The 20,285-nt window shown below is 64.5% G+C and carries 17 protein-coding genes; 8 read left to right on the top strand and 9 right to left on the bottom strand.

Annotated elements, in window-relative coordinates; translation table 11 throughout:
- Positions 1–115: 115 nt before the first annotated feature.
- Together NMB96_RS09735 and NMB96_RS09730 are read right to left on the bottom strand one after the other, a co-directional pair.
- Complete coding sequence (locus tag NMB96_RS09735) at positions 116–2,398, bottom strand: transferrin receptor-like dimerization domain-containing protein (protein WP_255086776.1); 2,283 nt, start codon at positions 2,396–2,398, stop codon at positions 116–118.
- Positions 2,399–2,509: 111 nt separating this feature from the next.
- Positions 2,510–5,152, bottom strand: coding sequence for a TonB-dependent receptor (locus NMB96_RS09730; protein WP_425520916.1), 2,643 nt, complete (start codon positions 5,150–5,152; stop codon positions 2,510–2,512).
- Between the two features lie 258 nt (positions 5,153–5,410).
- Here NMB96_RS09730 and queD point away from each other — a divergent pair, with 258 nt between their 5' ends.
- A complete protein-coding gene (queD, locus tag NMB96_RS09725; RefSeq protein ID WP_043888904.1) occupies positions 5,411–5,764 on the top strand; it encodes a 6-carboxytetrahydropterin synthase QueD in 354 nt (117 codons plus the stop codon).
- Between the two features lie 193 nt (positions 5,765–5,957).
- Complete coding sequence (locus NMB96_RS09720; RefSeq protein ID WP_255086774.1) at positions 5,958–6,320, top strand: phasin family protein; 363 nt, start codon at positions 5,958–5,960, stop codon at positions 6,318–6,320.
- A 175-nt stretch (positions 6,321–6,495) separates the two neighbouring features.
- Here NMB96_RS09720 and bioD read toward each other — a convergent pair whose 3' ends face one another.
- On the bottom strand, positions 6,496–7,170 hold the full coding sequence (gene bioD / locus NMB96_RS09715) for a dethiobiotin synthase (RefSeq protein WP_255086773.1): 675 nt from the start codon (positions 7,168–7,170) through the stop codon (positions 6,496–6,498).
- Positions 7,171–7,288: 118 nt separating this feature from the next.
- On the opposite strand from bioD, the gene NMB96_RS09710 reads away from it, so the two are divergent.
- Both NMB96_RS09710 and NMB96_RS09705 read left to right on the top strand, forming a co-directional pair.
- Positions 7,289–7,771 (top strand): GAF domain-containing protein, encoded by a 483-nt coding sequence (locus NMB96_RS09710; protein ID WP_255086772.1) that lies wholly within the window; start codon positions 7,289–7,291, stop codon positions 7,769–7,771.
- Positions 7,768–8,160: a TfoX/Sxy family protein gene (locus NMB96_RS09705; protein WP_255086771.1), complete on the top strand. Its 393-nt coding sequence runs from the start codon at positions 7,768–7,770 to the stop codon at positions 8,158–8,160. Before NMB96_RS09710 ends, NMB96_RS09705 begins: the two co-directional genes overlap by 4 nt.
- Before the next feature lie 115 nt (positions 8,161–8,275).
- On the opposite strand, the gene NMB96_RS09700 is transcribed toward NMB96_RS09705, so the two are convergent.
- From NMB96_RS09700 to dinB, 4 genes are all read right to left on the bottom strand, one after another.
- Positions 8,276–9,184: an alpha/beta hydrolase gene (locus NMB96_RS09700; RefSeq protein WP_425520924.1), complete on the bottom strand. Its 909-nt coding sequence runs from the start codon at positions 9,182–9,184 to the stop codon at positions 8,276–8,278.
- Between the two features lie 98 nt (positions 9,185–9,282).
- The gene (locus NMB96_RS09695; RefSeq protein ID WP_485130473.1) at positions 9,283–11,499 is read right to left on the bottom strand and encodes a TonB-dependent siderophore receptor; all 2,217 of its coding nucleotides are present in this window, start codon (positions 11,497–11,499) and stop codon (positions 9,283–9,285) included.
- Positions 11,500–11,731: 232 nt separating this feature from the next.
- Positions 11,732–12,382, bottom strand: a complete 651-nt coding sequence (locus tag NMB96_RS09690; RefSeq protein ID WP_255086768.1) for a phosphoglycolate phosphatase — start codon at positions 12,380–12,382, stop codon at positions 11,732–11,734.
- A gap of 161 nt (positions 12,383–12,543) precedes the next feature.
- The gene (dinB, locus tag NMB96_RS09685) at positions 12,544–13,623 is read right to left on the bottom strand and encodes a DNA polymerase IV (RefSeq protein WP_255086767.1); all 1,080 of its coding nucleotides are present in this window, start codon (positions 13,621–13,623) and stop codon (positions 12,544–12,546) included.
- A gap of 205 nt (positions 13,624–13,828) precedes the next feature.
- Here dinB and fabA point away from each other — a divergent pair, with 205 nt between their 5' ends.
- The 3 genes from fabA to NMB96_RS09670 all read left to right on the top strand — a co-directional run bounded on the left by fabA (position 13,829) and on the right by NMB96_RS09670 (position 16,285).
- Positions 13,829–14,344 carry a 3-hydroxyacyl-[acyl-carrier-protein] dehydratase FabA gene (fabA, locus tag NMB96_RS09680; RefSeq protein ID WP_176341626.1) on the top strand — a complete coding sequence of 172 codons (516 nt, stop codon included), beginning with the start codon at positions 13,829–13,831 and terminating at the stop codon, positions 14,342–14,344.
- Entirely contained in the window at positions 14,344–15,552 is a 1,209-nt protein-coding gene (fabB, locus tag NMB96_RS09675; protein WP_255086765.1) for a beta-ketoacyl-ACP synthase I, read from the top strand. Before fabA ends, fabB begins: the two co-directional genes overlap by 1 nt.
- A gap of 277 nt (positions 15,553–15,829) precedes the next feature.
- Positions 15,830–16,285, top strand: a complete 456-nt coding sequence (locus NMB96_RS09670; protein WP_255086764.1) for a GIY-YIG nuclease family protein — start codon at positions 15,830–15,832, stop codon at positions 16,283–16,285.
- A 181-nt stretch (positions 16,286–16,466) separates the two neighbouring features.
- Here NMB96_RS09670 and NMB96_RS09665 read toward each other — a convergent pair whose 3' ends face one another.
- Positions 16,467–18,491, bottom strand: a complete 2,025-nt coding sequence (locus NMB96_RS09665) for a M3 family metallopeptidase (RefSeq protein ID WP_255086762.1) — start codon at positions 18,489–18,491, stop codon at positions 16,467–16,469.
- Between the two features lie 115 nt (positions 18,492–18,606).
- The gene (locus NMB96_RS09660) at positions 18,607–19,710 is read right to left on the bottom strand and encodes a PLP-dependent cysteine synthase family protein (RefSeq protein ID WP_255086760.1); all 1,104 of its coding nucleotides are present in this window, start codon (positions 19,708–19,710) and stop codon (positions 18,607–18,609) included.
- Between the two features lie 133 nt (positions 19,711–19,843).
- Between NMB96_RS09660 and NMB96_RS09655 the strand changes: the two genes are divergently transcribed.
- The gene (locus tag NMB96_RS09655; protein ID WP_255086759.1) at positions 19,844–20,245 is read left to right on the top strand and encodes a CopL family metal-binding regulatory protein; all 402 of its coding nucleotides are present in this window, start codon (positions 19,844–19,846) and stop codon (positions 20,243–20,245) included.
- Positions 20,246–20,285 lie beyond the last annotated feature (40 nt).

Genomic DNA, 20,285 nt, shown 5'->3' with positions numbered 1-20,285 from the left:
TTTGTGGGCGCACGCTGAGCAATGTGGGCATGTCGTTAACTGCGCATTCCAAAGATGTGCGACGCAGCTTGCTCCCACACGAATGACACATGCGTGCCAGCGCGCGCTCGCTGCCCTAGCCTTCGATCAACGCCGTATTGCGATCGATCGCCTCGCGATACCGATCCAGCACCGCAGCGGTCTGCACGATGTATTTGCTCAGATCGTCCCAGCGCCGGTCTTCCAGCGCTTCGCGAATGCCCGGCAAGGTCTTGACCTCGTAGCCGGTGGCAAGGCCGGGTGCATAGATCAGATTGCGGTACCACGGCCGGCCCGGCAAACCGCCTTCGGCCAGCAAGGTCTGGTCGATGCGCTGCAGCGAGGCATTGAGCTTGCCGCGCACGCCTGAATCCAGGTTGCCGCCGCGCGATGCGAGTGCACTGTCGTAACGCTTGGCGCTGGTCTGCAAGCGCGTAATCGCCTGATCCAATGCGGCGAAGTCGATCTGCGGCACCGCGGCTTTCGGCTCGGGGGCACGTTGCGGGCGGTTGGGATTGTCGACCGCGGCGTAGGCACCGGCATGCAACAACTCGGCCTGCGTGCGTGCGGCAGTGCGATCGCTGTCGGCCTGCTGCTTGAGCTCCTGCGCGTAACCGGCCACCGCATCGGCAAAATCGCCGAAACGCTGCGGCAACACCGGTGCATTTGCCACGCGCAACACGGTGCGGCCTACGGTCTGCGACAACAGCGGCAGATAGCTGAAATCCGGATCGATATAGCGCGCGAAATAATCGTAGGAGTCGTACAGCGAGTGATAGACGCCGCTACCGCCGCCCTGCCCGCCGTAGCCCAGATCCAGCGTCGCCAGCCCCAGATGCTGCAGGAACGGGCTGTAGTCGCTGCCCGAGCCAAGCGCCTTGAGCGGCACATCGCCACCGGCCGCGACCTGCTTGGCGATGTCTTTTTGCGCCGGCTTGGCGGTGGGTGCCAAGGCATCGATGCGGGCACGTGCGCGTTGCCGTTCGAGCACGCTCACGCCGCTGTCGGGGTCGCGCAGATCCGCCGCCACCCCGTTGACCAGGCGTTGCAGCGCATGGCTGCCGCCGGCATTGAGAAAGCCGCGCCCATTGCCGTCGGTGTTGACGTACAGCACCGCCTTGCGGCGCAATTCGTCGGCGTGCTGTTCGGCCCATTCGGTGGAGCCCAGCAAGCCGGCTTCTTCGCCGTCCCAGCTGGCATAGACGAGCGTGCGCTTGGGGCGCTGCCCTTGCTTGGCCAGCTCGCCAATCGCCTTGGCTTCGGCCAGCAATGCGGTGGTGCCTGAAAGCGGATCGGCCGCACCGAACACCCAGCCGTCGCGGTGATTGCCGCGCACCACCCACTGGTCCGGATACTCGCTGCCGCCCAGGGTGGCGATGACGTTGTAGATGGTCTTGCTACCCCAGTCCGCATCGACCTTGAGGTGCACGCGCGCGGTGTCATCCCCGCCGATGCGGTAGGTGATCGGCAAGGCGCCGCGCCAGTCCTCCGGTGCCACCGGCCCGCCCAGGGCGGCCAGCAATGGCTGCGCGTCGCCCCAGCTGATCGGCAGCGTGGGAATCTTCAACACGCTGCCGGCCTGCTCGATCTTCAGGCGTTTGGCGCTTTTGCTGGCGCCGACGCCCGGGGTGAGCGGATCGCCGGGATAGATCGCGAAATTGGCGACCGAGCCGCGTTGCACGCTCCACTGGTTGCGCGCCGGGCCATCCGGATACGCCTGATCCTGAAAATAACCGTCGTCGCGCGGATCGGAATAAATGATCGCGCCGATCGCACCATGCTCCTGCGCCAGCCGCGGCTTGAGCCCGCGCCAACCTTTGCCGTAGCGCGCAATGACGATCTTGCCGCGCACGTCCACGCCGTTGCGCGCCAGCGCTTCGTAGTCTTCGGCGATGCCGTAATTGACGTAGACCAGGTCGCCGGTGACATCGCCATTGCCGCCATAGATCACATACGGTGGCAAGACGTTTTCGGTCTGAGTAGAGGTACTGTCGCCCGGCAGCGGCGGCTCCTTGAGACGGGCGACATACGGTTTGGCCCCGAGCAGTTCCAGCTGCGAGGTCTTGGGCGAGGGCCACAGCACCTCGAAGGTTTCGATGCGCGCATCCCACCCGTAGGCGCGCAGGCGCGTCTGCAGATCGCGGGCGTTTTCCAGGTTATGCGGCGAGCCGACGTGGTTGGGCGCCGACGCCCATTGCTTCAACCAGCCACGATAATCGGCGTCCTTCAATCCGCCATCGAAACGCGCTTCCAGCGCGCGTTGCGCCTGTGCGGCAGCGGCGTCGTAACCCGGCAGTGCGGCGGGTGCCGCAGGTTGTGCAGCCAGGGCAGGCGCGACGAATGCCAGGGCGAGTAGCCAGGCGTGCTGCGAAGAGGTCATCGTAGTTCCTTGAATAAAGTGTCCGGGGTAAACGGCGATTGGTTTGATACAGGGCGCTGGCGAGCACACAGCCACCATCGCACGACCGCGCACGGGCCGTACGTGCGCCGATCAGAAGCGATAGTCCAGGCCCACGGTGAAATAGCGCCCGCGCAGGTCGTACTGGGTGAAGTCGTACGGCGCGCGAATCCCCGGGAACGAGGCATCCACCGGCGGCTGCTTGTCGGCCAGATTCTCGATCTTGGCGTAGAGCGTGAGCTTGTCGATGCCGGTGTAAGCCAGATACAGATCGAACTGGTTGTAGTCGCTCACGCGCGACTGCAATGCACTCGCTGCCGCGCTGGCCTTCTGGTCGTAGCCGCCGGTGTAGTACCAGGTCAGCGCCGCACTGACGGTGCCCAGATTCCAGTCCAGCGTGGTGGTCGCCTTGTTGCGCGGCAACGAGGGACCGAGGTTGCTGCCGGCGTAATCCTGCAACGGGCCACCGACCACGGTGGGGCGGCGGTAATCGCGCACGTGGGTGTAAGCGGTATTGAGGCCGAAGTTGCCGGCCGCTTCGGTGCGCCAGCGCTGGCGCAATTCGACATCGATACCGGAGGTGGTCAGCTCGCTGAGGTTTTGATAGCGGTTGTACACCGCCACCAGCGTGCCGCGCTCGTTGCGGATGACATCGGCCGGGTTGTTGTTCTGCACGATGGTGGCGTTGTTGCCGGTGCCGACCAGATTCTCCAGTTCGATCTTGTACCAGTCCACGCTCAGGCTGGTGTCGGCCCACGGCGACAGCACCACGCCAAGGTTGTAGCTGCGCGTGCGCTCCGGATTGAGCTCGGTGTTGCCGACGGTGAAGAAGGTCGGGTTCTGGCGCGAGCCCGGCACATCCGGATCGAACGGATCGACCACCGAGCCGTAGGAGATATTCGTACTGGCCGCATTCTCCGATAGCGACGGTGCGCGGAAGCCACGCGAGGCCGCCGCGCGTACCAACACAGCATCCAGCGGTTGCCAACGCAGGCTGGCCTTGGGCGAAAACGCATTGCCGAAATCGCTGTAATGATCACCGCGCCCGGCCAGTTGCAGTTCCAGCGATTGCAGCAGCGGCAGGTTGACCTCGGCATACAGCGCCGACACCTTGCGCTCGCCATCCACCGCAGCAATCGCCGGGCGGATCTGCAGGCCTTGATCGATCTGCAGCGGATTACGCGAGACCAATTCTTCCTGACGCCACTCGGCACCGGCGGCGAATCCGACGCTGCCGGCCGGCAGCTCGAACAGATTCCCGGACACTTTGGCATCGACGCCGCGCAGCGTCGATTGCGCCGGGCGCAGCGTGCTGAGGTTGATACCGTCGATCACCGATTGCGGCGTGGCCGATGGATCGAGCAGGTTGTAGCTGCCGTCGGCCAGCGCCTGCGCCAACGTGAAGCGATTAGCGAAACCGCCGGAGACGGTTTCGTGCTCGGTGCTGCGCGCGGCGAACGCCGCCGCCTCCCAGTCCCAGCGTTCGGTCTTGCCGCGCACGCCGCCGAGAAAGCGGTAGGACTGCGAGCGATTGGTTTTGACCGTCTGGCCCAGGTCGAAGAAGGTGTATTCGATCGGTACCGCCGTGCCGTACGGGTTGTAGGGGCTGGAGGCCGGCAGCAGGTTGGACACCGGCTCGGCCAGCCCGGTCACGGCGTTCAACGCAAAGCGGCCGCCTTCCAGGGTGAAGTACGGGCTGGAGCCGAAGATCGACACGCCCTTGACCTCGCTGTAGAGCGCCTCGCCAAACGCTTCGACAGTGTCGCTGAGCCGGAAGGTGGCGTTGGTATAGGCCTGGTAGCGCTTGGTCGAGGGAATCAGCGTGGTGAACGGAGCCTGGTTGAAGCCGCAGGTATCGCCGGCCAGGCCGTCGATCGGTGCGCTGGCGGTGAGCACCGTGCCGGTGGGGCAGTTGCCTTGCGCGTCGAGCATCGGCACCGAGCGGCCGCCGACCAGATAGCGCGCGCCCTTGGCCGACCAGCCGTTCCAGCGCCCGCCGGGCAGATCGGTATAGATGCCCGAGCGGGTCAGTTCGCGCTGGTCCTGATCCAGCCGGTCGCGGTTGTAGGCGTCGACACTGAAAAGGATGTTGTAGCCGTCGCTGTCCAGATCGCCGATGCCGCCGATGAACTTGGCGCGCTGGGTGTCCATGCCGCCCTGATCGGAGGTGCCGCCGCTGATGCCGAGTTCGGCGCCCTGAAAATCCTGCCGGGTGATGATGTTGACCACCCCGGCCACCGCATCGGAGCCGTACACGGCAGAGGCGCCGTCCTTGAGCACTTCGATGCGTTCCACCGCCACCAGCGGCAGCGCGTTGAGGTTGACGAAGGTGTCGCCCAGGCCATTGGCGGGAAAGCCGTAATTGGCCAGGCGGCGTCCGTTGAGCAGCACCAGGGTGTTCTTCTGCGACAGGCCGCGCAAGCCGATACCCGCCGAGCCCGAGGCCCACCCGTTGTTGGTGGTTTCGTTGGTGGCGTTGCCGGTGTTGGCGGAGATCGAGCGCAGTGCGTCGGCCACGGTGACCTTGCCGGACTGCTCCAGCTGCTGGCGGTCGATCACCTGCACCGGGTTCGGGCCTTCGCTGTCGGTGCGCTTGATGTTGGAGCCGGTGACGCTGACGGTGGCCAGGGTCTTGCCCGTGTCGGGTGTCGCGTCGTCGGCATGAGCGAGGGGAATCAGCGCCGAGAGAACGGCAAGGGACAGCAGGTAAGGCGTAGGGCGCTTCACGCACGGCATCCATGAATGGGGGTTTTGCAGTGGGCCATGCGCGATTGATTAACAAAAATTACATAACTGCATAGGGATATGACGCGCTGTGACACACACTGGCGGCCAGACGCGGTAAGACGCGTGTCGGACGTCGTGCGCTGCGTATGGCGATTGAGCACAACGAGAACAACGCATGCTGCTGTTTGTCTTCAAGAGCTCGCAGATGGGCTGTCTCGCAGCGATTGGCACAGCCCGAAAAGCACTGGCGCACTTACAATGGCGCGCATGGATATCTTCAAAGTCTTTACGCTCGAAGCCGCGCATCGGCTTCCCAATGTGCCGCCCGGCCACAAGTGCGCCCGCCTGCACGGGCATTCGTTTCGGATCGAGCTGCATGTCAGCGGCGAGCCGGGTGCCGAGACCGGCTGGATCATGGATTTCGGCGACATCAAGGCCGCCTTCAAGCCGATCTACGACCGCCTGGACCACCACTACCTCAACGACATCGAGGGATTGGAGAACCCGACCAGCGAGCGTCTGGCGATCTGGATCTGGCAGCAGCTCAAGCCGGCGCTGCCGCAGTTGAGCGAGATCGTGGTGCACGAAACCTGCACGTCCGGCTGCCGTTATCGCGGCTGATCGCCCGGCGCAATCGTGTGACGCAAGGCCGCCTACTGGGCGGCTTTGCCGTTTCTGCGGCCTGGATAACTTGTTGATCCCAAAAGCCTCTTGAAGCTGTTTTGGAAATTTTCAGCAAACGTGTTGCATCGCAACAATATCCGCGTATGCTGCAACGCAACAAACAGTCACAGCATTCCCCAAGGGGTTCGCAATGTCGGCGCAGTTCGAAAACGGCTTCAGCAGTTTTGCTTCCGCAGCGGCACGCGCCAACCAGTTGGCGATGGAACACGCAGAAAACGCGTTTGGCCTGCAGCTGAAGACGTTGGAGCAAAACGTGAGCGTGACCACCAGCTTCTTCGGTGAGTTTGCACAGGCACGCGAGCTGGGCGCCTACAAGACGCTCTGGCCGAAGGGGCTGCAACTGGCCCGCGACAACCTGGAACGTCTAGCGTCGGTCAATCAGGAAGTGGTCGGCTTGGGCTTGAAGGCCTCCGATGCGCTCGGCCAACTGGCCAAGCAGCAGTTCGACGCCAACAACGAGCAAGCGAGCAAAGGCAACACCCGGCGCAAGTAACCGCCACCAAAATTCAGCGTCTTTGCATGGGTCCCTCCCCCCATGCAATCCGGCCCGACAGATCCCTCCCTCTGTCGGGCTTTTTTATTGTCTGCGCATTGGCCTGCGTGCTGCCGACGCCGCCCGTGGCGGCGCTTGTCTGGCCGCTGTGCAGTCGCTAGACCGCCGGCTCCACTTATTCCGGCAGCTGCAGCCCTTGCGCCTGAATCGCAGCGTCGGCACCCGGACGCCATGCGATCCGGCCCCAGCACGGCATCGTCAGGCGCTGGCGCAGCATGTCGATGTTCTCTTCGATGCGCTCCATCTGCGGATCGATTTCGTTGGCGATCCAGCCGATGCAGTCCAGCCCATCGGCGGCGATGGCGGCGGCAGTCAGGCGCGCGTGATTGATGCAGCCCAGCCGCACGCCGACCACCAGCACAACGGGCAGCTTGAGTGCGCGGACCAGATCGGCCTGGTCCAGATCGGCGCTCAATGGCGCGGCCCAGCCGCCGACGCCTTCGACCACCACCACCTCGGCCTGGCTGCGCAATTGCGCGAAGGCGCGGGCGATCGGCTCCAGCGACAGGGTGACGCCGACATCGGCGGCGGCCAGCTCCGGCGCCAGCGGGGCCGGCAAGGCATAGGGATTGAGAGTGGCGTAGTCGGGTTGCGGGTCGCTGGCGGCCTGCAGCGCCAGGGCGTCCTCGTTGCGCCAGCCGTGCGCGGTTTGCTCGCAGCCGCTGGCGACGGGCTTCATGCCCACGGCGGTGTGCCCGCGTGCGCGCAATGCGTGCAGCAACGCGGTGCTGCCCATGGTCTTGCCGATGCCGGTGTCGGTGCCGGTGACATAGAACGCCGAAAGCTGCATGCGTTTGGTTCCTGCGGCCACGCCGCGGTTGCAGTGAGGGCGCGCAGCATAGCGTGCGGATCCGAACGGAACGCTGAGTCGCAACGACCCTGCGGATGGCCGCTGCTAGACTTCGGCCATGTTCACAACTTCTTCGCTGACCGGCAGCAAGCCGGAACAATACGCCCAGCTCACCGCCCAGGCCCAGGCACTGGTGCATGGCGAGCCGGATCGGATCGCCAATGCGGCCAACCTTGCCGCCCTGATCTTCAACGCGTTGCCGTCGCTCAACTGGGCCGGCTTCTACTTTTACGACGGCCGCGAGCTGGTGGTGGGGCCGTTCCAGGGCTTGCCGGCCTGCGTGCGCATCCCGCTGGACAAGGGCGTGTGCGGCGCGGCCGCCAGCACCCGGCAGAGCCAGCGCATTGCCGACGTGGACGCCTTCCCCGGACATATCGCCTGCGATTCGGCGTCGCGCTCGGAGCTGGTGATTCCGCTGGTCAAGGGCGATGCGCTGATCGGCGTGCTGGATCTGGACAGCCCGGAGCTGGATCGCTTCGATGCCGACGACCAGCGCGGCCTGGAAGCCATTGCGCAGATCTTTGTCGGCGCGCTGACGTGACCACAGAACGGCTGCGCAACATCGGCCCGAAAAGTGCAGCGTGGCTGCGTCAGGTTGGCCTGCGCACGCAGGAGGATCTGCAGGCGGTGGGCGCGGTGGGCGCGTTCGTCAAAGTGCGCCGCGCCGGCTTCAAGCCCAGCCTCAATCTGCTGTATTCGCTCGAGGGTGCGTTGACCGACTGCCATTGGCAGGAGGTGCCCGAAGCGCGGCGGCATGCCTTGCTGGCCGAGTACGAAGCGGCCAGCGCGTTGCTACCGGTGCGTGGACGCGCGGTGGGTGGGCCGGTGGAGACCGTGCACTACGCGCGCGCCGATAACGACGATACGCATGGCGACATGCGTGAGGCAGCCGATGACGATGCGGCAACAGGCGAGACGCAGGACGATTGAGCGTCTGTGCCAGGTTGTAGCAGCTGTGTGTGCATCGCGATGGTGATGCGATCAGTAGCAGCGTGATCGTTGATTTCTCGATCGATTGATCCTCGATGCTCAATCGATAGCGTCATCAACGCGTCGCTGCATCCCGTAACGTTGGCGCAAGCGATGCACCCAGCGTCTGACCATGGCTAAGGCCAAGTAGCGGTTGGTACTCGGTGGTGAGGCCGGGTAACGACGACAACAGCGTGACGAGATTCTGTGCAGCGTATGGGTCTGCACGCGGCCGCCCGGGGCGATCCGGTGTTGCATCTTGTCCCGGTGGCCTGCCCTCGCCTGCCATCAGCGTCAGACGACGCTGCGATGGCTGTGTGTCTGCAGAAGCTGCTTGTGCGTGATCCACCACGCGCCGCGCCTGCTGGACGATAAACCCATCGCCCCACCACAGCGACGGATCGACCGCGACGTAGTGTTGAAACAGCTGCGGCTGTGTCAACAACATCTGCAGCACGAACAGCCCGCCATACGAATGGCCCCATAGCGTTTGCCGCTGACGATCCACCGACGCGCGCGCTTCCACCTGCGGGCGAATGCGTGTGGCGATCAGTTGCGCGAATGCGGCCGCGCCGCCGGTCCTGCGCTGCGGATTCAGCGGATCGGTTTCCACACGGCCATCGGTAAAACGCGCAGGCGTGTAATCCAGACTGCGCCCCACCGCGTCGATGCGCATCGCACTGTCGTCGGCGATGAACACCAGCACCGGTGCAGCGCCGTGCGTGGACAGGCTGTCGAGCAGGCGCTCATCCAGTTCCATCAATGCCGCATTGCCATCCAGCAGATACACCACCGGATATCCCGCAGCGGGCGGCGCTGCCTTGGGTGTGGCAATCCGTACGCGGTAATGGCGTTGGGCATCGGCCGAGTCCAGACGCAACGCGCTGAAGCCATACGAGGCGCTGGGACGATCGGCAACGGTGCTGCCGAGCGTGCGAGTCAGATCCGGCTGCGCGAACGCAGGTGCTATACCGACGATCCACATCAGCAAACCGGCGCACGCAAGCCGCCAACGATGATGTCGCATCACTGCATGCTCTCCTCATGCGCCGCGCACGTTTGTACGCGGCGCTGCATCGCCATTTAGAAGCCGAAACTCAAGCTCGCCCAATACGCGCGCCCTGGCTCGTTGTAGGTGGCCGCACCCGCCGCACCGCCGGTGTTGTTGGTGCCTTCGCGGAACAGTCGCGTATCGAACAGGTTATCCACGCCCATCCCCACGCTGATCTTGCGGGTAATGCGGTAACGCGCACTGATGCCCCACAGATCGTAGGGGTCGCGCGCGTCGGGGGCGATGGCGCCGCCGCTGGTGCTCGATTGGGTGGCCGATTCCTGCTTGCCGTAGAAGGTGCCGATGAGCAGCAGCGACAAGGCCTGGGTCGGTTGCCAATCCAGCGTGGTATTGACGGTGTATTCCGGGATCACCGACAACGGCTGATCGGTGGCGGTGTTCTTGTTCTCGATCATGTAGGTGACGTTGGTGTTCCACTTCAGTTCGCGGCCCTGGTCGCCCAGCAGCGGCAAGGTGAGATTGCCCTCCACGCCCTGCACGATCGCTTCCGACGCGTTGGTCCACTGGAACACCTGCCCACGTCTGTCGACAGTGACGCCAACCGGCGTCATGCCGGCAACGATCTTGTCGTCATAGGCGTTGTGGAAATACGTCAGCGAGGCGTGGTGGCCGCTCTGCGGTGCCCACTCGATGCCGATCTCCTTGTTGATGCTGGTCTCCGGATCGAGGTTGTCGTTGCCCTGGATATAGCAGCCCGAGCCGAGATTGGGGAACAACACCGGGCAGCCATTGCCGCGCGTGTAATACAGATAATTGGCGTTGGACTGGTACAGGTTGGGCGCCTTGAACGCGCGCGCGATGCCGCCCTTGAGCAGCCAGTCGTCGGTGAGTTTGTACTGCACGTTGAGGCTGGGGCTGAGGTTGTTGCCGAACTGGCTGTGGTGATCCAGCCGCAGGCCCGGCGTGAGCGTCAGCCGCTCGGTGGCGTAGATGTTGTCTTCCAGATACACCGCGCTGAGCGTGGCTTCGCTGCGTGGACTGCGTGCGCCTGCGGCAAGGCCGGGGAAGCCGCCGCCGGCGGTGACGGCTTGCGACATCGAATAGGCATCGCTGAGGCGGCTCTGGCGGCGCTCGAAACCCAGCGTGAGCACCTGTTCGGCCCAGGCCTGCAACGGCATGTTGAATTCGCCATCGATGTTGAGGTTATCGAGCGTGGCGGTGGAGTTGAGCAGGCCGGCGGCGATGGAGCCTTCCGGCCCGCCGGCCAGGCCTTCGTTGAGGCGGGTGTTGTCGGTGCCTTCATGGGCAGCAGTGAGGCGCGAGGTGCCCAGCGCCCAGGTGCCGCGATGGGTCAGCGATGCGGTGCGGCGGATCATGGTATTGGTTTCGCTGCCGAACAAGGCGCTGAGATCCGCGCCGGCCAGGCCGTCGGCACTGACCGCGCGATCGCCCGCGTACAGATTGCCCTGGCGGCTGAAACCGGCATCGAGTTCGAGCACCTGGCCTTCCATCGGGTCCCAACGCAGCAGGCCGTTGATGTCCTTGTTGCGCACGCCCTCGCGCCCGGCCGGTGGCACTGCGGCAGCGTTGCTGGCGAAGCGACGATTGAGATCCAGCGAATCCGGATCGGTTTTGTTGAGGTTGCTGTAGAGACGGAACGAGAACGTGTCGGACAGCGGGCCGCTGAGCTGGAAGCCGGCACGCTGGCCACCGCCTTCGGCACTGTGCTGCGGCACAAGACCGAACACCGTCATCGAGCCGGTCAGATCGCCGGTGGGCTTTTTGGTGATGATGTTGACCACGCCACCGGAGGCACCCGAGCCATAGCGTGCAGCGGCCGGGCCGCGCAGCACTTCGATGCGCTCCACCGCTTCGGCAGGCACCCAGTTGGTGTCGCCGCGCGTATTGCGCTCGCCGCTGCGGCCCATGCGCACGGCATCGCGCGATCCCACCGGCTTGCCATCGACCAGAATCAGCGTGTTTTCCGGGCCCATACCGCGCAGATCGATCTGGCGGTTGTTGCCGTACTGGCCAGAGGCACTGTTGCCGGTGAGATTGACGCCAGGCATGGTGCGCAGCAACTGCGACAGATCGTTGACCGGTGGGCGCCGTTCGATGTCTTCGTCGGTGATCACCGACGAACCCAATGCTTGCCGGGCGATCTGTGCGGCAGTGACATGCACGGTGTCCAGCGATTGCGGATCGGCTGCGGCGTCTTCGGCAGATGCGCTGCAAATGCAGCTGCCACAACCGAGCGCAATGGCCAGCACCAGCTGACGGTGGGACAACACGGGACGGCGTGCAGGCACAGACATCCATGACCGGCGTGATGCGGACATTCTCAAACCTCTCGACAGGAGATAGACCTCTGGCGACGGCTTGAGGTGACACGGTGGGGGTGATGCGTGCAACGTGCACTGGGTACGTGCAAGGCGCTACAACGCAGTCAAGATTGTCCGCGCATTCTACACAGATGCGATTCATTCTCAAATCGCAGGTCTGCGGTGGCGCTGCTGCGCGCTACTTCAACGCAAGCAGTTCGCGCATGTCATCGACAAGGGCAACCGCGCCGGATGTCTGTACATCAAAGCCGCGCAGATAGCCGTAGCGCACCATCGCCAACGGCATTGCAGCCGCATTTGCGGCGGCCGCATCGGTGGCCGAATCGCCCACCATCAGGCACTGCTGCGGTGTGTGCCGAAACTGCCTGGCTAGATGCAGCAGCGGCGCTGGATCGGGCTTGCGCTGCGGCAGCGAATCGCCACCGAGCACCGTGCTGAAATGCGTCGCGATGCCCAGGTGCTCCAACAACGGTGCGATAAAACGCGACGGCTTGTTGGTGCACAACGCCAGCGTGGCACCCGCTTCGCGCAAGCCGGTCAATGCCTCGGCAACGCCGGGATACACCTGCGGGTTGTGCAGCAGGCAGGCTTCGTAGTGCCGCATCATCACCGGCATTTCGGTATCGGCATCGTGCGTGCCGCCGGCTTCGCGCAAGGCGGTGGCAAGCAGCACGTGCACCCCTTCGCCGATCCAGCTGCGGATCGTCGCCTCGCTGAACTGCTGCAGCCCAAGTTCCTGCAAGGTGGCGTTGAGCGCTTCGGCAATATTCGGTGCGCTGTCCACCAGCGTGCCATCCAGGTCGAAAATCACCAGTGGATACGGATACATGCGGACTGCCTTGTGTGGGGAGAGCGAGGCGCAGTGTACGAAGTGCAGGATTCACAGCGTGTCACCGTGGAGCGATGGGGAGTGCGGATGCATGCGTCGATGCAGTCATTGCTGCATGCATCACGCCAACGCAGCAGCAGTGCAGGCACCGCGCATCGCACTCACTGCGCCTGCGGCACCTCGCCGAACAACTCGCCCTGCACCGCGCCCTCTTCCGCATCGCTGAAACCGCTCAAACCCACACCGACCAGGCGATAGCGCGTGTCGGCAGGCAACTCCACGCGCCGGGTCAGCGCCAATGCAATCTCCGCCAGTGCCTCCAGTGAGGCCGGTGGCTGCTCCGGCGTGTACGAGCGGGTCAGAATGCGAAAGTTCGAGGTCTTCAATTTCAGCACCACGGTGCGCCCGATACGCTCGGTGCGCCGCGTGGCGAGCCAGGTTTTTTCGGCCAGGCGCAGGATGTGCGGATCCAGCGCCTCCAGCGCGATATCTTCGCTGAAGGTGTCTTCCGAGGACACCGACTGCACCTCCTGATCCGGCTCGACCGGACGCTCGTCGATGCCACGCGCGCGGCGATACAGGCTCTGCCCGAAGCTGCCGAAATGCGCCTGCAATTCTTCCAGGGGACGCAGCCGCAGATCGCTGACGGTGACGATGCCTAAGGCCGCCAACTTGCCATCCATTACCTTGCCCACGCCAGGAATACGATTGACCGGCAGCGGCAGCAGGAAGGCATCCACACGACTGGGCGCGATGACGAACTGCCCGTCGGGCTTGCGCCAGTCCGAAGCGATCTTGGCCAGGAATTTGTTCGGCGCGATGCCGGCCGATGCAGTGAGCCGGGTTTCCTCGCGGATCTGGGTGCGGATCAGTTGCGCGATTTCGGTGGCCAGTTGCATGCCGGTCTTGGCTTGCGTGACATCCAGATAGGCCTCGTCCAGCGACAACGGCTCGACCAGATCGGTATGCCGATAGAAGATCTCGCGCACCTGCCGCGACACCGCCTTGTAGCGTGCAAAATCCGGCGGCACGAACACCGCGTCCGGGCATAGACGCTCGGCACGCATCGCCGGCATGGCCGAACGAATACCGAAGGTACGCGCTTCGTAGGAGGCCGCGCACACCACCGAGCGCGCACCGCGCCACGCCACCACCACCGGCTTGCCGCGCAGCGATGGATCGTCACGTTGCTCCACGGACGCGTAGAACGCATCCATGTCCACGTGCACGATCTTGCGCATCAAGCTGGCGTCTCTCCAAAAGCGTCAGCACATGATAAATCAGCCGCGTCTCACGCCTTGATCCGGCCTGCACAGACCGCTTGCCGCACTGCGCAACCGGTTGAACACAGCACGCATGCGTACGGATAAAACGTTTGATTGAACCGCGCGCCCTCATGCACGCTTGCCGGCTTCGCCTTATCGCTTCTTGCAGGAAACGTTCGTCATGACTCGTCAAAGTGCGTACTCGCGTGACCAATTGCTGGCCAGCGCGCGTGGGGAATTGTTCGGACCCGACAGTGCCCGCCTGCCCAACGACCCGATGCTGATGTTCGACCGCATCACCGAGATCAACGACACCGGCGGTGCACACGGCAAGGGCGTGATCCGCGCAGAACTCGATGTCCGCCCGGACCTTTGGTTCTTCGGCTGCCACTTCATCGGCGACCCGGTGATGCCCGGCTGCCTGGGCCTGGATGCGATGTGGCAGCTGACCGGCTTCTTCCTCACCTGGATCGGCGCGCCGGGCCGCGGCCGCGCGCTGGGTTGCGGCGAGGTCAAGTTCACCGGCCAGGTGCTGCCGAGCGCCACCCTGGTAACGTACGAGATCGATATCAGCCGCGTGATCAACCGCAAGCTGGTGATGGCGCAGACCGATGCACGCATGCTGGTGGACGGGCGCGAGATCTACACTGCCAAAGACCTGCGCGTAGGCATGTTCACTTCAACGGAGAATTTCTGATGCGCCGTGTCGTCGTCACCGGAATGGGCATCAATTCGTGTCTGGGCAATGATCTGGACACCGTCTCCACTGCACTGCGCGAGAGCCGCTCGGGCATCACCGCGTTGCCCGATCACGCCGAAGCAGGCCTGCGCAGCCAGGTCGGCGGCGCGGTGGCGCTGGACCTGGACAGCCTGATCGACCGCAAGCTCAAGCGCTTCATGGGCGATGCCTCGGCGTACGCGTATCTGGCGATGCGCGATGCGATCGCCGATGCCGGGCTGGATGCCGAACAGGTCAGCGCATTACGTACCGGCGTGATTGCCGGCTCCGGTGGCGGATCCAGCCAATGGCAGGTGGAAACCGCCGATCTGCTGCGCAACCGTGGCGTGCGCAAGGTTGGCCCATACATGGTGCCGCGCACGATGTGTTCGGCGGTGTCTGCATCGTTGGCCACTGCGTTCAAGATTCGCGGCCTGAGCTACTCGCTATCGGCTGCCTGCGCCACTTCGGCGCATTGCATTGGCGCGGCTGCGGATCTGATCCGGCATGGCGCGCAGGATGTGATGTTCGCCGGCGGCGGCGAAGAATTGCACTGGACCATGAGCGTGATGTTCGATGCGATGGGTGCGTTGTCGACCGGCTTCAACGATCGTCCTGCGGTCGCCTCGCGCCCGTACGATGCGCAGCGTGATGGCTTCGTCATCGGTAGCGGCGGCGGCATGCTGGTGCTGGAAGACTACGACCACGCCATCGCGCGCGGCGCACGCATCCATGCCGAATTGCTCGGTTATGGCGTGACCTCCGATGGCGCCGACATGGTCGCGCCCAGCGGCGAAGGCGCAGTGCGCTGCATGCACATGGCCATGCAAGGCCTCAGCCAGCCGATCGATTATCTCAACACCCACGGCACCTCCACCCCACTGGGCGATGTCACCGAACTGGGCGCGGTGCGCGAAGTGTTCGGCGACAACGTGCCACCGCTGTCCTCGACCAAGGCGCTGTCGGGCCATTCGTTGGGCGCGGCCAGCGTGCACGAGGCGATCTACAGCCTGCTGATGCTGCGCGATGGTTTCATGGCCGGCTCGGCGCATATCGACGAACTCGACCCGCGCGCGGAAGGCTTCCCGATCCTGCGCGAAACGCGTGCCGCAACGTTGAACACTGTGATGTCCAACAGCTTCGGCTTCGGCGGTACCAATGGCGCATTGGTGTTCGGCCGGATGTAATGATTGATGACGTGGCGGAAGCCGAACGGGATCGCGTGACCTGTTCGGCATCTGCACGGCACGCATCGGCAAGCAGTCGGCGGCATGCCGGGCCGATACTTGCGCCAGTAGGCACGCTCGCGCTGCTCGGCCCAGGCACGGCCGCGCTAATGCGCATCCCAATACGTATCGAGCGAGATCGCCGCGTCTTTGCTAGCCTGCAATTGCACTATGCCAACATCGCGACGGTCGCGCTCGGGTTGGCCCATGGTGCATGGCGAAGATGGAGGTAGCGAAGATGGCTGACACGCGCTCTCCGGTGAGATCGGAATTCGCGGCGCTTGAGCATGCCGACTGGGATAGCTTGTTTCATGGCCCATCGGTGGTTTACCTGCTGGCGCATGCGCGGCGGGAGGCGTTTTACATCGACGTGGCAAGTGGTCTGGGCGCAATCAGCGACACGCGCCGGCGCATCATCGCGCAGCAGGAAGCCAGCTTGCCCAGGGAGCGCGTGATGCCGCTGCTGCTGGTGTGGTTCGAGGCCTGCACCGATCTGGCAGCTGCCCAGGCCCGCGCCACGCAACTTCGCGCCTGGCCGCATGCCTGGCGGCGGCAGTTGGTGGAGACGCTCAACCCTGCCTGGATCGAACTGGATGCCTATGCCTTGGGATTTCCTGGCGCACTGGCGCAGGTGGGCGAACGCCATGCCCAGTGCCGCGACTTGCAGCATCCTGAAGATGTAGAAGGCACCTGAGCGAGCGGGTGCCTGGTCCTGCAGCACGATGGGACGCGCTCGAACTCAAGGACACACGATGTCCAGTGCACTGCTTCGATCAGCTTTTTGCGCTCGCCGAAGCGTCGCTTCCGAATGCGTTGCACTGCACCGGAGGCGACGCTTTAGAAAAGCAGGGAGACCTGACTAAAAAAGCCCGCGATCAGCCCGCCATGCCGTTATGCCGCAACAGCGCATCGATGCTCGGCGCACGCCCACGGAAGGCACGGAAATTGTCGGCCGCACTACGGCTGCCGCCACGCGACAAGACTTCATGGCGGAAGCGTGCGCCCGTATCGGCAACCTGTTCGGGTGCTTCTTCGAAGGCGGCGTAGGCGTCAGCGCTGAGCACTTCGGCCCACTTGTAGCTGTAGTAGCCAGCCGCGTAGCCACCGGCAAAGATATGGCTGAACTGATGCGGGAAACGATTCCACGCCGGCGGGCGATTGACCGCCACTTCGTCGCGCACGCGCTCGATCAGCTGCAACACGTTGTCCTGCAGCGGGTCGAAGCTGCTGTGCAGCTGCATGTCGAACAGCGCAAATTCCAGCTGGCGTACGGTGAACATGCCGCTCTGGAAATTGCGTGCGGCCAACAGCCGATCGAACAGATTACGTGGCAACGGCTCGCCGGTGCGCACATGCGCAGTCATCGCCTGCACGCGCTCCCATTCCCAGCAGAAGTTCTCCATGAACTGGCTCGGCAGTTCCACCGCATCCCATTCCACGCCGTTGATACCGGCCACACCCAACTCGCCGATGCGCGTGAGTAGCTGATGCAGGCCGTGGCCCATTTCATGGAACAGCGTAGTGACTTCGCCATGCCGGAACGTGGCCGGCGTATCGCCACTGCCGCGACCGAAGTTGCACACCAGATACACCAGCGGTGTCTGCACGCCGTTGGCGGTGTCGCGGCGATTGCGGCAATCGTCCATCCACGCACCGCCGCGCTTGCCTTCGCGTGCGTACAGATCCAGATAGAACTGCCCGACCAGCTCGCCCTGTGCATCTTCCAATCGATAGAAACGCACATCCTCGTGCCAGACCGGCGCGCTATCGGGCTTGACGGTGAGCCCATACAGGCTGTGGATGACATCGAACAGGCCGGCCAGCACCTTGGGCTCGGTGAAGTACTGCTTCACTTCCTGCTCGGAGAAGCTGTAACGCGCCTGCTTGAGTTTTTCGCTGACGTAGAACAGATCCCACGCCTGCAACTCATTCAGGCCCAGCTCGTCGCGTGCGTAGGCTTCAAGCTCGGCACGGTCGCGTTGCGCATACGGCTTGGCGCGCACCGCCAGATCACGCAGGAAGCCCATCACTTCATCCGGGCTTTGCGCCATCTTGGTGGCGACCGAATACTCCGCGTAGCTGGCAAACCCGAGCAGCTGCGCCAGCTCGGCGCGCAAGGCGAGAATGCGGTCGATATTGGCGCTGTTGTCCAGCGCAGCATTGCCGAATTCGGAGGCGCGCTCGGCATTGGCGCGATACAGCCGCGCGCGCAGTTCGCGATTGTCCGCATCGGTTTGCACCGGCAGATAGCACGGCATCTGCAAGGTGAGTTTCCAGCCTGGCACGCCGTCTTTTTCGGCAGCAGCGCGTGCGGCGGCGATCACTTCGACCGGCAGGCCGGACAGCTCGCTTTCGTCTTCGCTCACGTACGACCATGCATCGGTGGCATCGAGCACGTTCTGCGAAAACTTGGCGGCCAACGCAGACAACTCTTCCTGCACTTGCGCAAAGCGCGCCTTGGACGCGTCATCCAGCTCGGCACCGCCGAGGCGGAAATCGCGCAGCGCGTTTTCCAGCACCTTGCGACGTGCCGCGTCGTAGTGCGCCGCTTCCGGTGATTCCGCGAGCGCCTTGTATTGCGCGTACAACGCCAGATTCTGCGCCAGCGCACTGCCGAAGCGGCTTAACTTGGGCAGATTGCTGTTGTAGGCCTCTCGCAGTTCCGACGTATTGACCACCGCCTGCAGATGGCCCACCTGCCCCCACGCGCGCCACAGCCGCTCGGTGGCATCGTCCAGCGGCACCACGAAGCTGTCCCAGCTGACCGGGCTGACCTGCTCGGCCGCTTTCACCGCAGCCTCGGCCTCGGCCAGCAGGCGATCGATTGCCGGGCCTACGTGTTCGGGGCGGATCGCATCGAAGGACGGCAGTCCGGACAGGTCGAGCAGCGGGTTGGTCATGGAGCGCTCCGGCGGTGGACTGGATGACGGGTGACTGGATCAAGAACCAACACGTGTGGCTAGCAAAACGTCGCGAGGCGCAGCGGTGTTGATGGCAGCTCCAAGGATATGGCGGTCATTCCAGCGCCGCACAAGGCAACGTGGGCAAGTCGCCGCCGTTGACGGCGATGGCAATGGCCGCATCGCTGTCGGTGACGTCGATGGTATGCGCCACGTACCAGGCCGGGTCGTAATAGCTGTGCGCGTAACGCTCGCCGGCATCGCACAGGATGGTGACGATGGAGCCGGTGCGGCCTGCCTCGCGCATGCGCTGGGCGGCCTGCAGCACACCGACGAAATTGGTGCCGGTGGAGCCGCCGACGCGGCGGCCGAGCGTGGCGCTGACGTGGCGCATCGCCGCCAGGCTCAAGGCATCGGGCACCTTGATCATCATGTCCACGCAGCTGGCGATGAAGCTCGATTCCACCCGCGGGCGGCCGATGCCCTCGATACGCGAGCCACCGGTGATGGCCAGCTCCTTGGGGCACTGCCCGTCCACCGCGCGGCAATAGCCGTCGAAGAACACCGACACCTCCGGGTCCACGCACAGGATGCGGGTGGCGTGGCGCCGGTAGCGCACATAGCGGCCCAGCGTGGCACTGGTGCCGCCGGTGCCGGGGCTGCACACGATCCAGTCGGGAATCGGGTGCGGTTCGTCGGCCAGCTGCTTGAAGATCGACTCGGCGATGTTGTTGTTGGCGCGCCAGTCGGTGGCGCGCTCGGCGTAGGTGAACTGGTCCATGAAGTGCCCGCCGGTCTCGCGCGCGAGCTGGTGCGAGGCGCTGTCCAGATCGCAGGCGCGCTCCACCAGATGGCAGCGGCCGCCCTGGAATTGAATCGCGGCGATCTTTTCGGGCGAGGTCGAGGCCGGCATCACCGCGATGAAGGGCACACCCAGCAAGCGTGCGAAATACGCTTCGGAAATCGCAGTCGAGCCACTGGAGGCCTCGATCACCGGCCGCCCCGCACGCAGCCAGCCGTTGGTCAGCGCGTACAGAAACAGCGAGCGCGCCAGCCGATGCTTGAGGCTGCCGGTGGGGTGACTGGACTCGTCCTTGAAATACAGGTCGATGCCCGGATAGCCCGGCAAGTCCATCGGAATCAGGTGGGTGTCGGCCGAACGGTTGAAATCGGCTTCGATCTTCTGGATGGCGGCGGCCACCCACTGGCGCTGCGACATGGCAGGACTGTGCGGCGAAGTAAGCCCCAATTCTACCGCTGCAAGGCGCGCGGCCACGGCCGGCGGGTCATCGGGCGGACAGCTGGGAGCCGATGCTATGCTCATCGCACCTGTTCGCCTGCCCTGACCGCCTGTGCTGCGTTGCCTGCTCCGCCTGCTGCTGTGCCTGTGCCTGGTTGCCAATACGGCCACCGGTGCGTGGGCGTCGGTGGGCATGGCGATGCCGGCAATGGCATCGGGTGCGATGGCACCGGCTGCGTCAGCTGCGCAGGCTTCCATGCCGGCCGCAATGCCGTGCCATGCCGACATGCAGCCGACTGCCGCCGTGCCTACCCACGACAACGCCAAGCATGCGCATGCAGCCGATTGCTGCAAGCTGGGCAGCTGCGACTGCCTGCAGCACTGCAGCCTCGCCTTGCTGACACTGCCTGCGGTGCCCGCAGGCCTGCTCGGTCACTGGGCGTTGCCGGCTGACCTGGCCGAAGGACGCAGCAGCCCGGTGCCCGAGCAACCGGTTCGACCTCCCATCGCCTGAGCGCTGACGGCTTTTGCCGTCATCGGGCCCGCGTGCTTGC

This window comes from Xanthomonas hortorum (assembly GCF_024339125.1).
Classification (GTDB): Bacteria; Pseudomonadota; Gammaproteobacteria; order Xanthomonadales; family Xanthomonadaceae; genus Xanthomonas; species Xanthomonas hortorum.
Note: the sequence above shows the minus strand (reverse complement) of the source record. Positions and strands in the feature narration are given on the sequence as shown.

Excerpts from the sequence above, each read along its gene's own strand:
- NMB96_RS09735 (WP_255086776.1), bottom strand. The coding sequence starts at position 2,398 with ATGACCTCTTCGCAGCACGCCTGGCTACTCGCCCTGGCATTCGTCGCG.
- NMB96_RS09730 (WP_425520916.1), bottom strand. The coding sequence starts at position 5,152 with ATGCCGTGCGTGAAGCGCCCTACGCCTTACCTGCTGTCCCTTGCCGTT.
- queD (WP_043888904.1), top strand. The coding sequence starts at position 5,411 with ATGGATATCTTCAAAGTCTTTACGCTCGAAGCCGCGCATCGGCTTCCC.
- NMB96_RS09720 (WP_255086774.1), top strand. The coding sequence starts at position 5,958 with ATGTCGGCGCAGTTCGAAAACGGCTTCAGCAGTTTTGCTTCCGCAGCG.
- bioD (WP_255086773.1), bottom strand. The coding sequence starts at position 7,170 with ATGCAGCTTTCGGCGTTCTATGTCACCGGCACCGACACCGGCATCGGC.
- NMB96_RS09710 (WP_255086772.1), top strand. The coding sequence starts at position 7,289 with ATGTTCACAACTTCTTCGCTGACCGGCAGCAAGCCGGAACAATACGCC.
- NMB96_RS09700 (WP_425520924.1), bottom strand. The coding sequence starts at position 9,184 with ATGTGGATCGTCGGTATAGCACCTGCGTTCGCGCAGCCGGATCTGACT.
- NMB96_RS09690 (WP_255086768.1), bottom strand. The coding sequence starts at position 12,382 with ATGTATCCGTATCCACTGGTGATTTTCGACCTGGATGGCACGCTGGTG.
- dinB (WP_255086767.1), bottom strand. The coding sequence starts at position 13,623 with ATGCGCAAGATCGTGCACGTGGACATGGATGCGTTCTACGCGTCCGTG.
- fabA (WP_176341626.1), top strand. The coding sequence starts at position 13,829 with ATGACTCGTCAAAGTGCGTACTCGCGTGACCAATTGCTGGCCAGCGCG.
- fabB (WP_255086765.1), top strand. The coding sequence starts at position 14,344 with ATGCGCCGTGTCGTCGTCACCGGAATGGGCATCAATTCGTGTCTGGGC.
- NMB96_RS09670 (WP_255086764.1), top strand. The coding sequence starts at position 15,830 with ATGGCTGACACGCGCTCTCCGGTGAGATCGGAATTCGCGGCGCTTGAG.
- NMB96_RS09665 (WP_255086762.1), bottom strand. The coding sequence starts at position 18,491 with ATGACCAACCCGCTGCTCGACCTGTCCGGACTGCCGTCCTTCGATGCG.
- NMB96_RS09660 (WP_255086760.1), bottom strand. The coding sequence starts at position 19,710 with ATGTCGCAGCGCCAGTGGGTGGCCGCCGCCATCCAGAAGATCGAAGCC.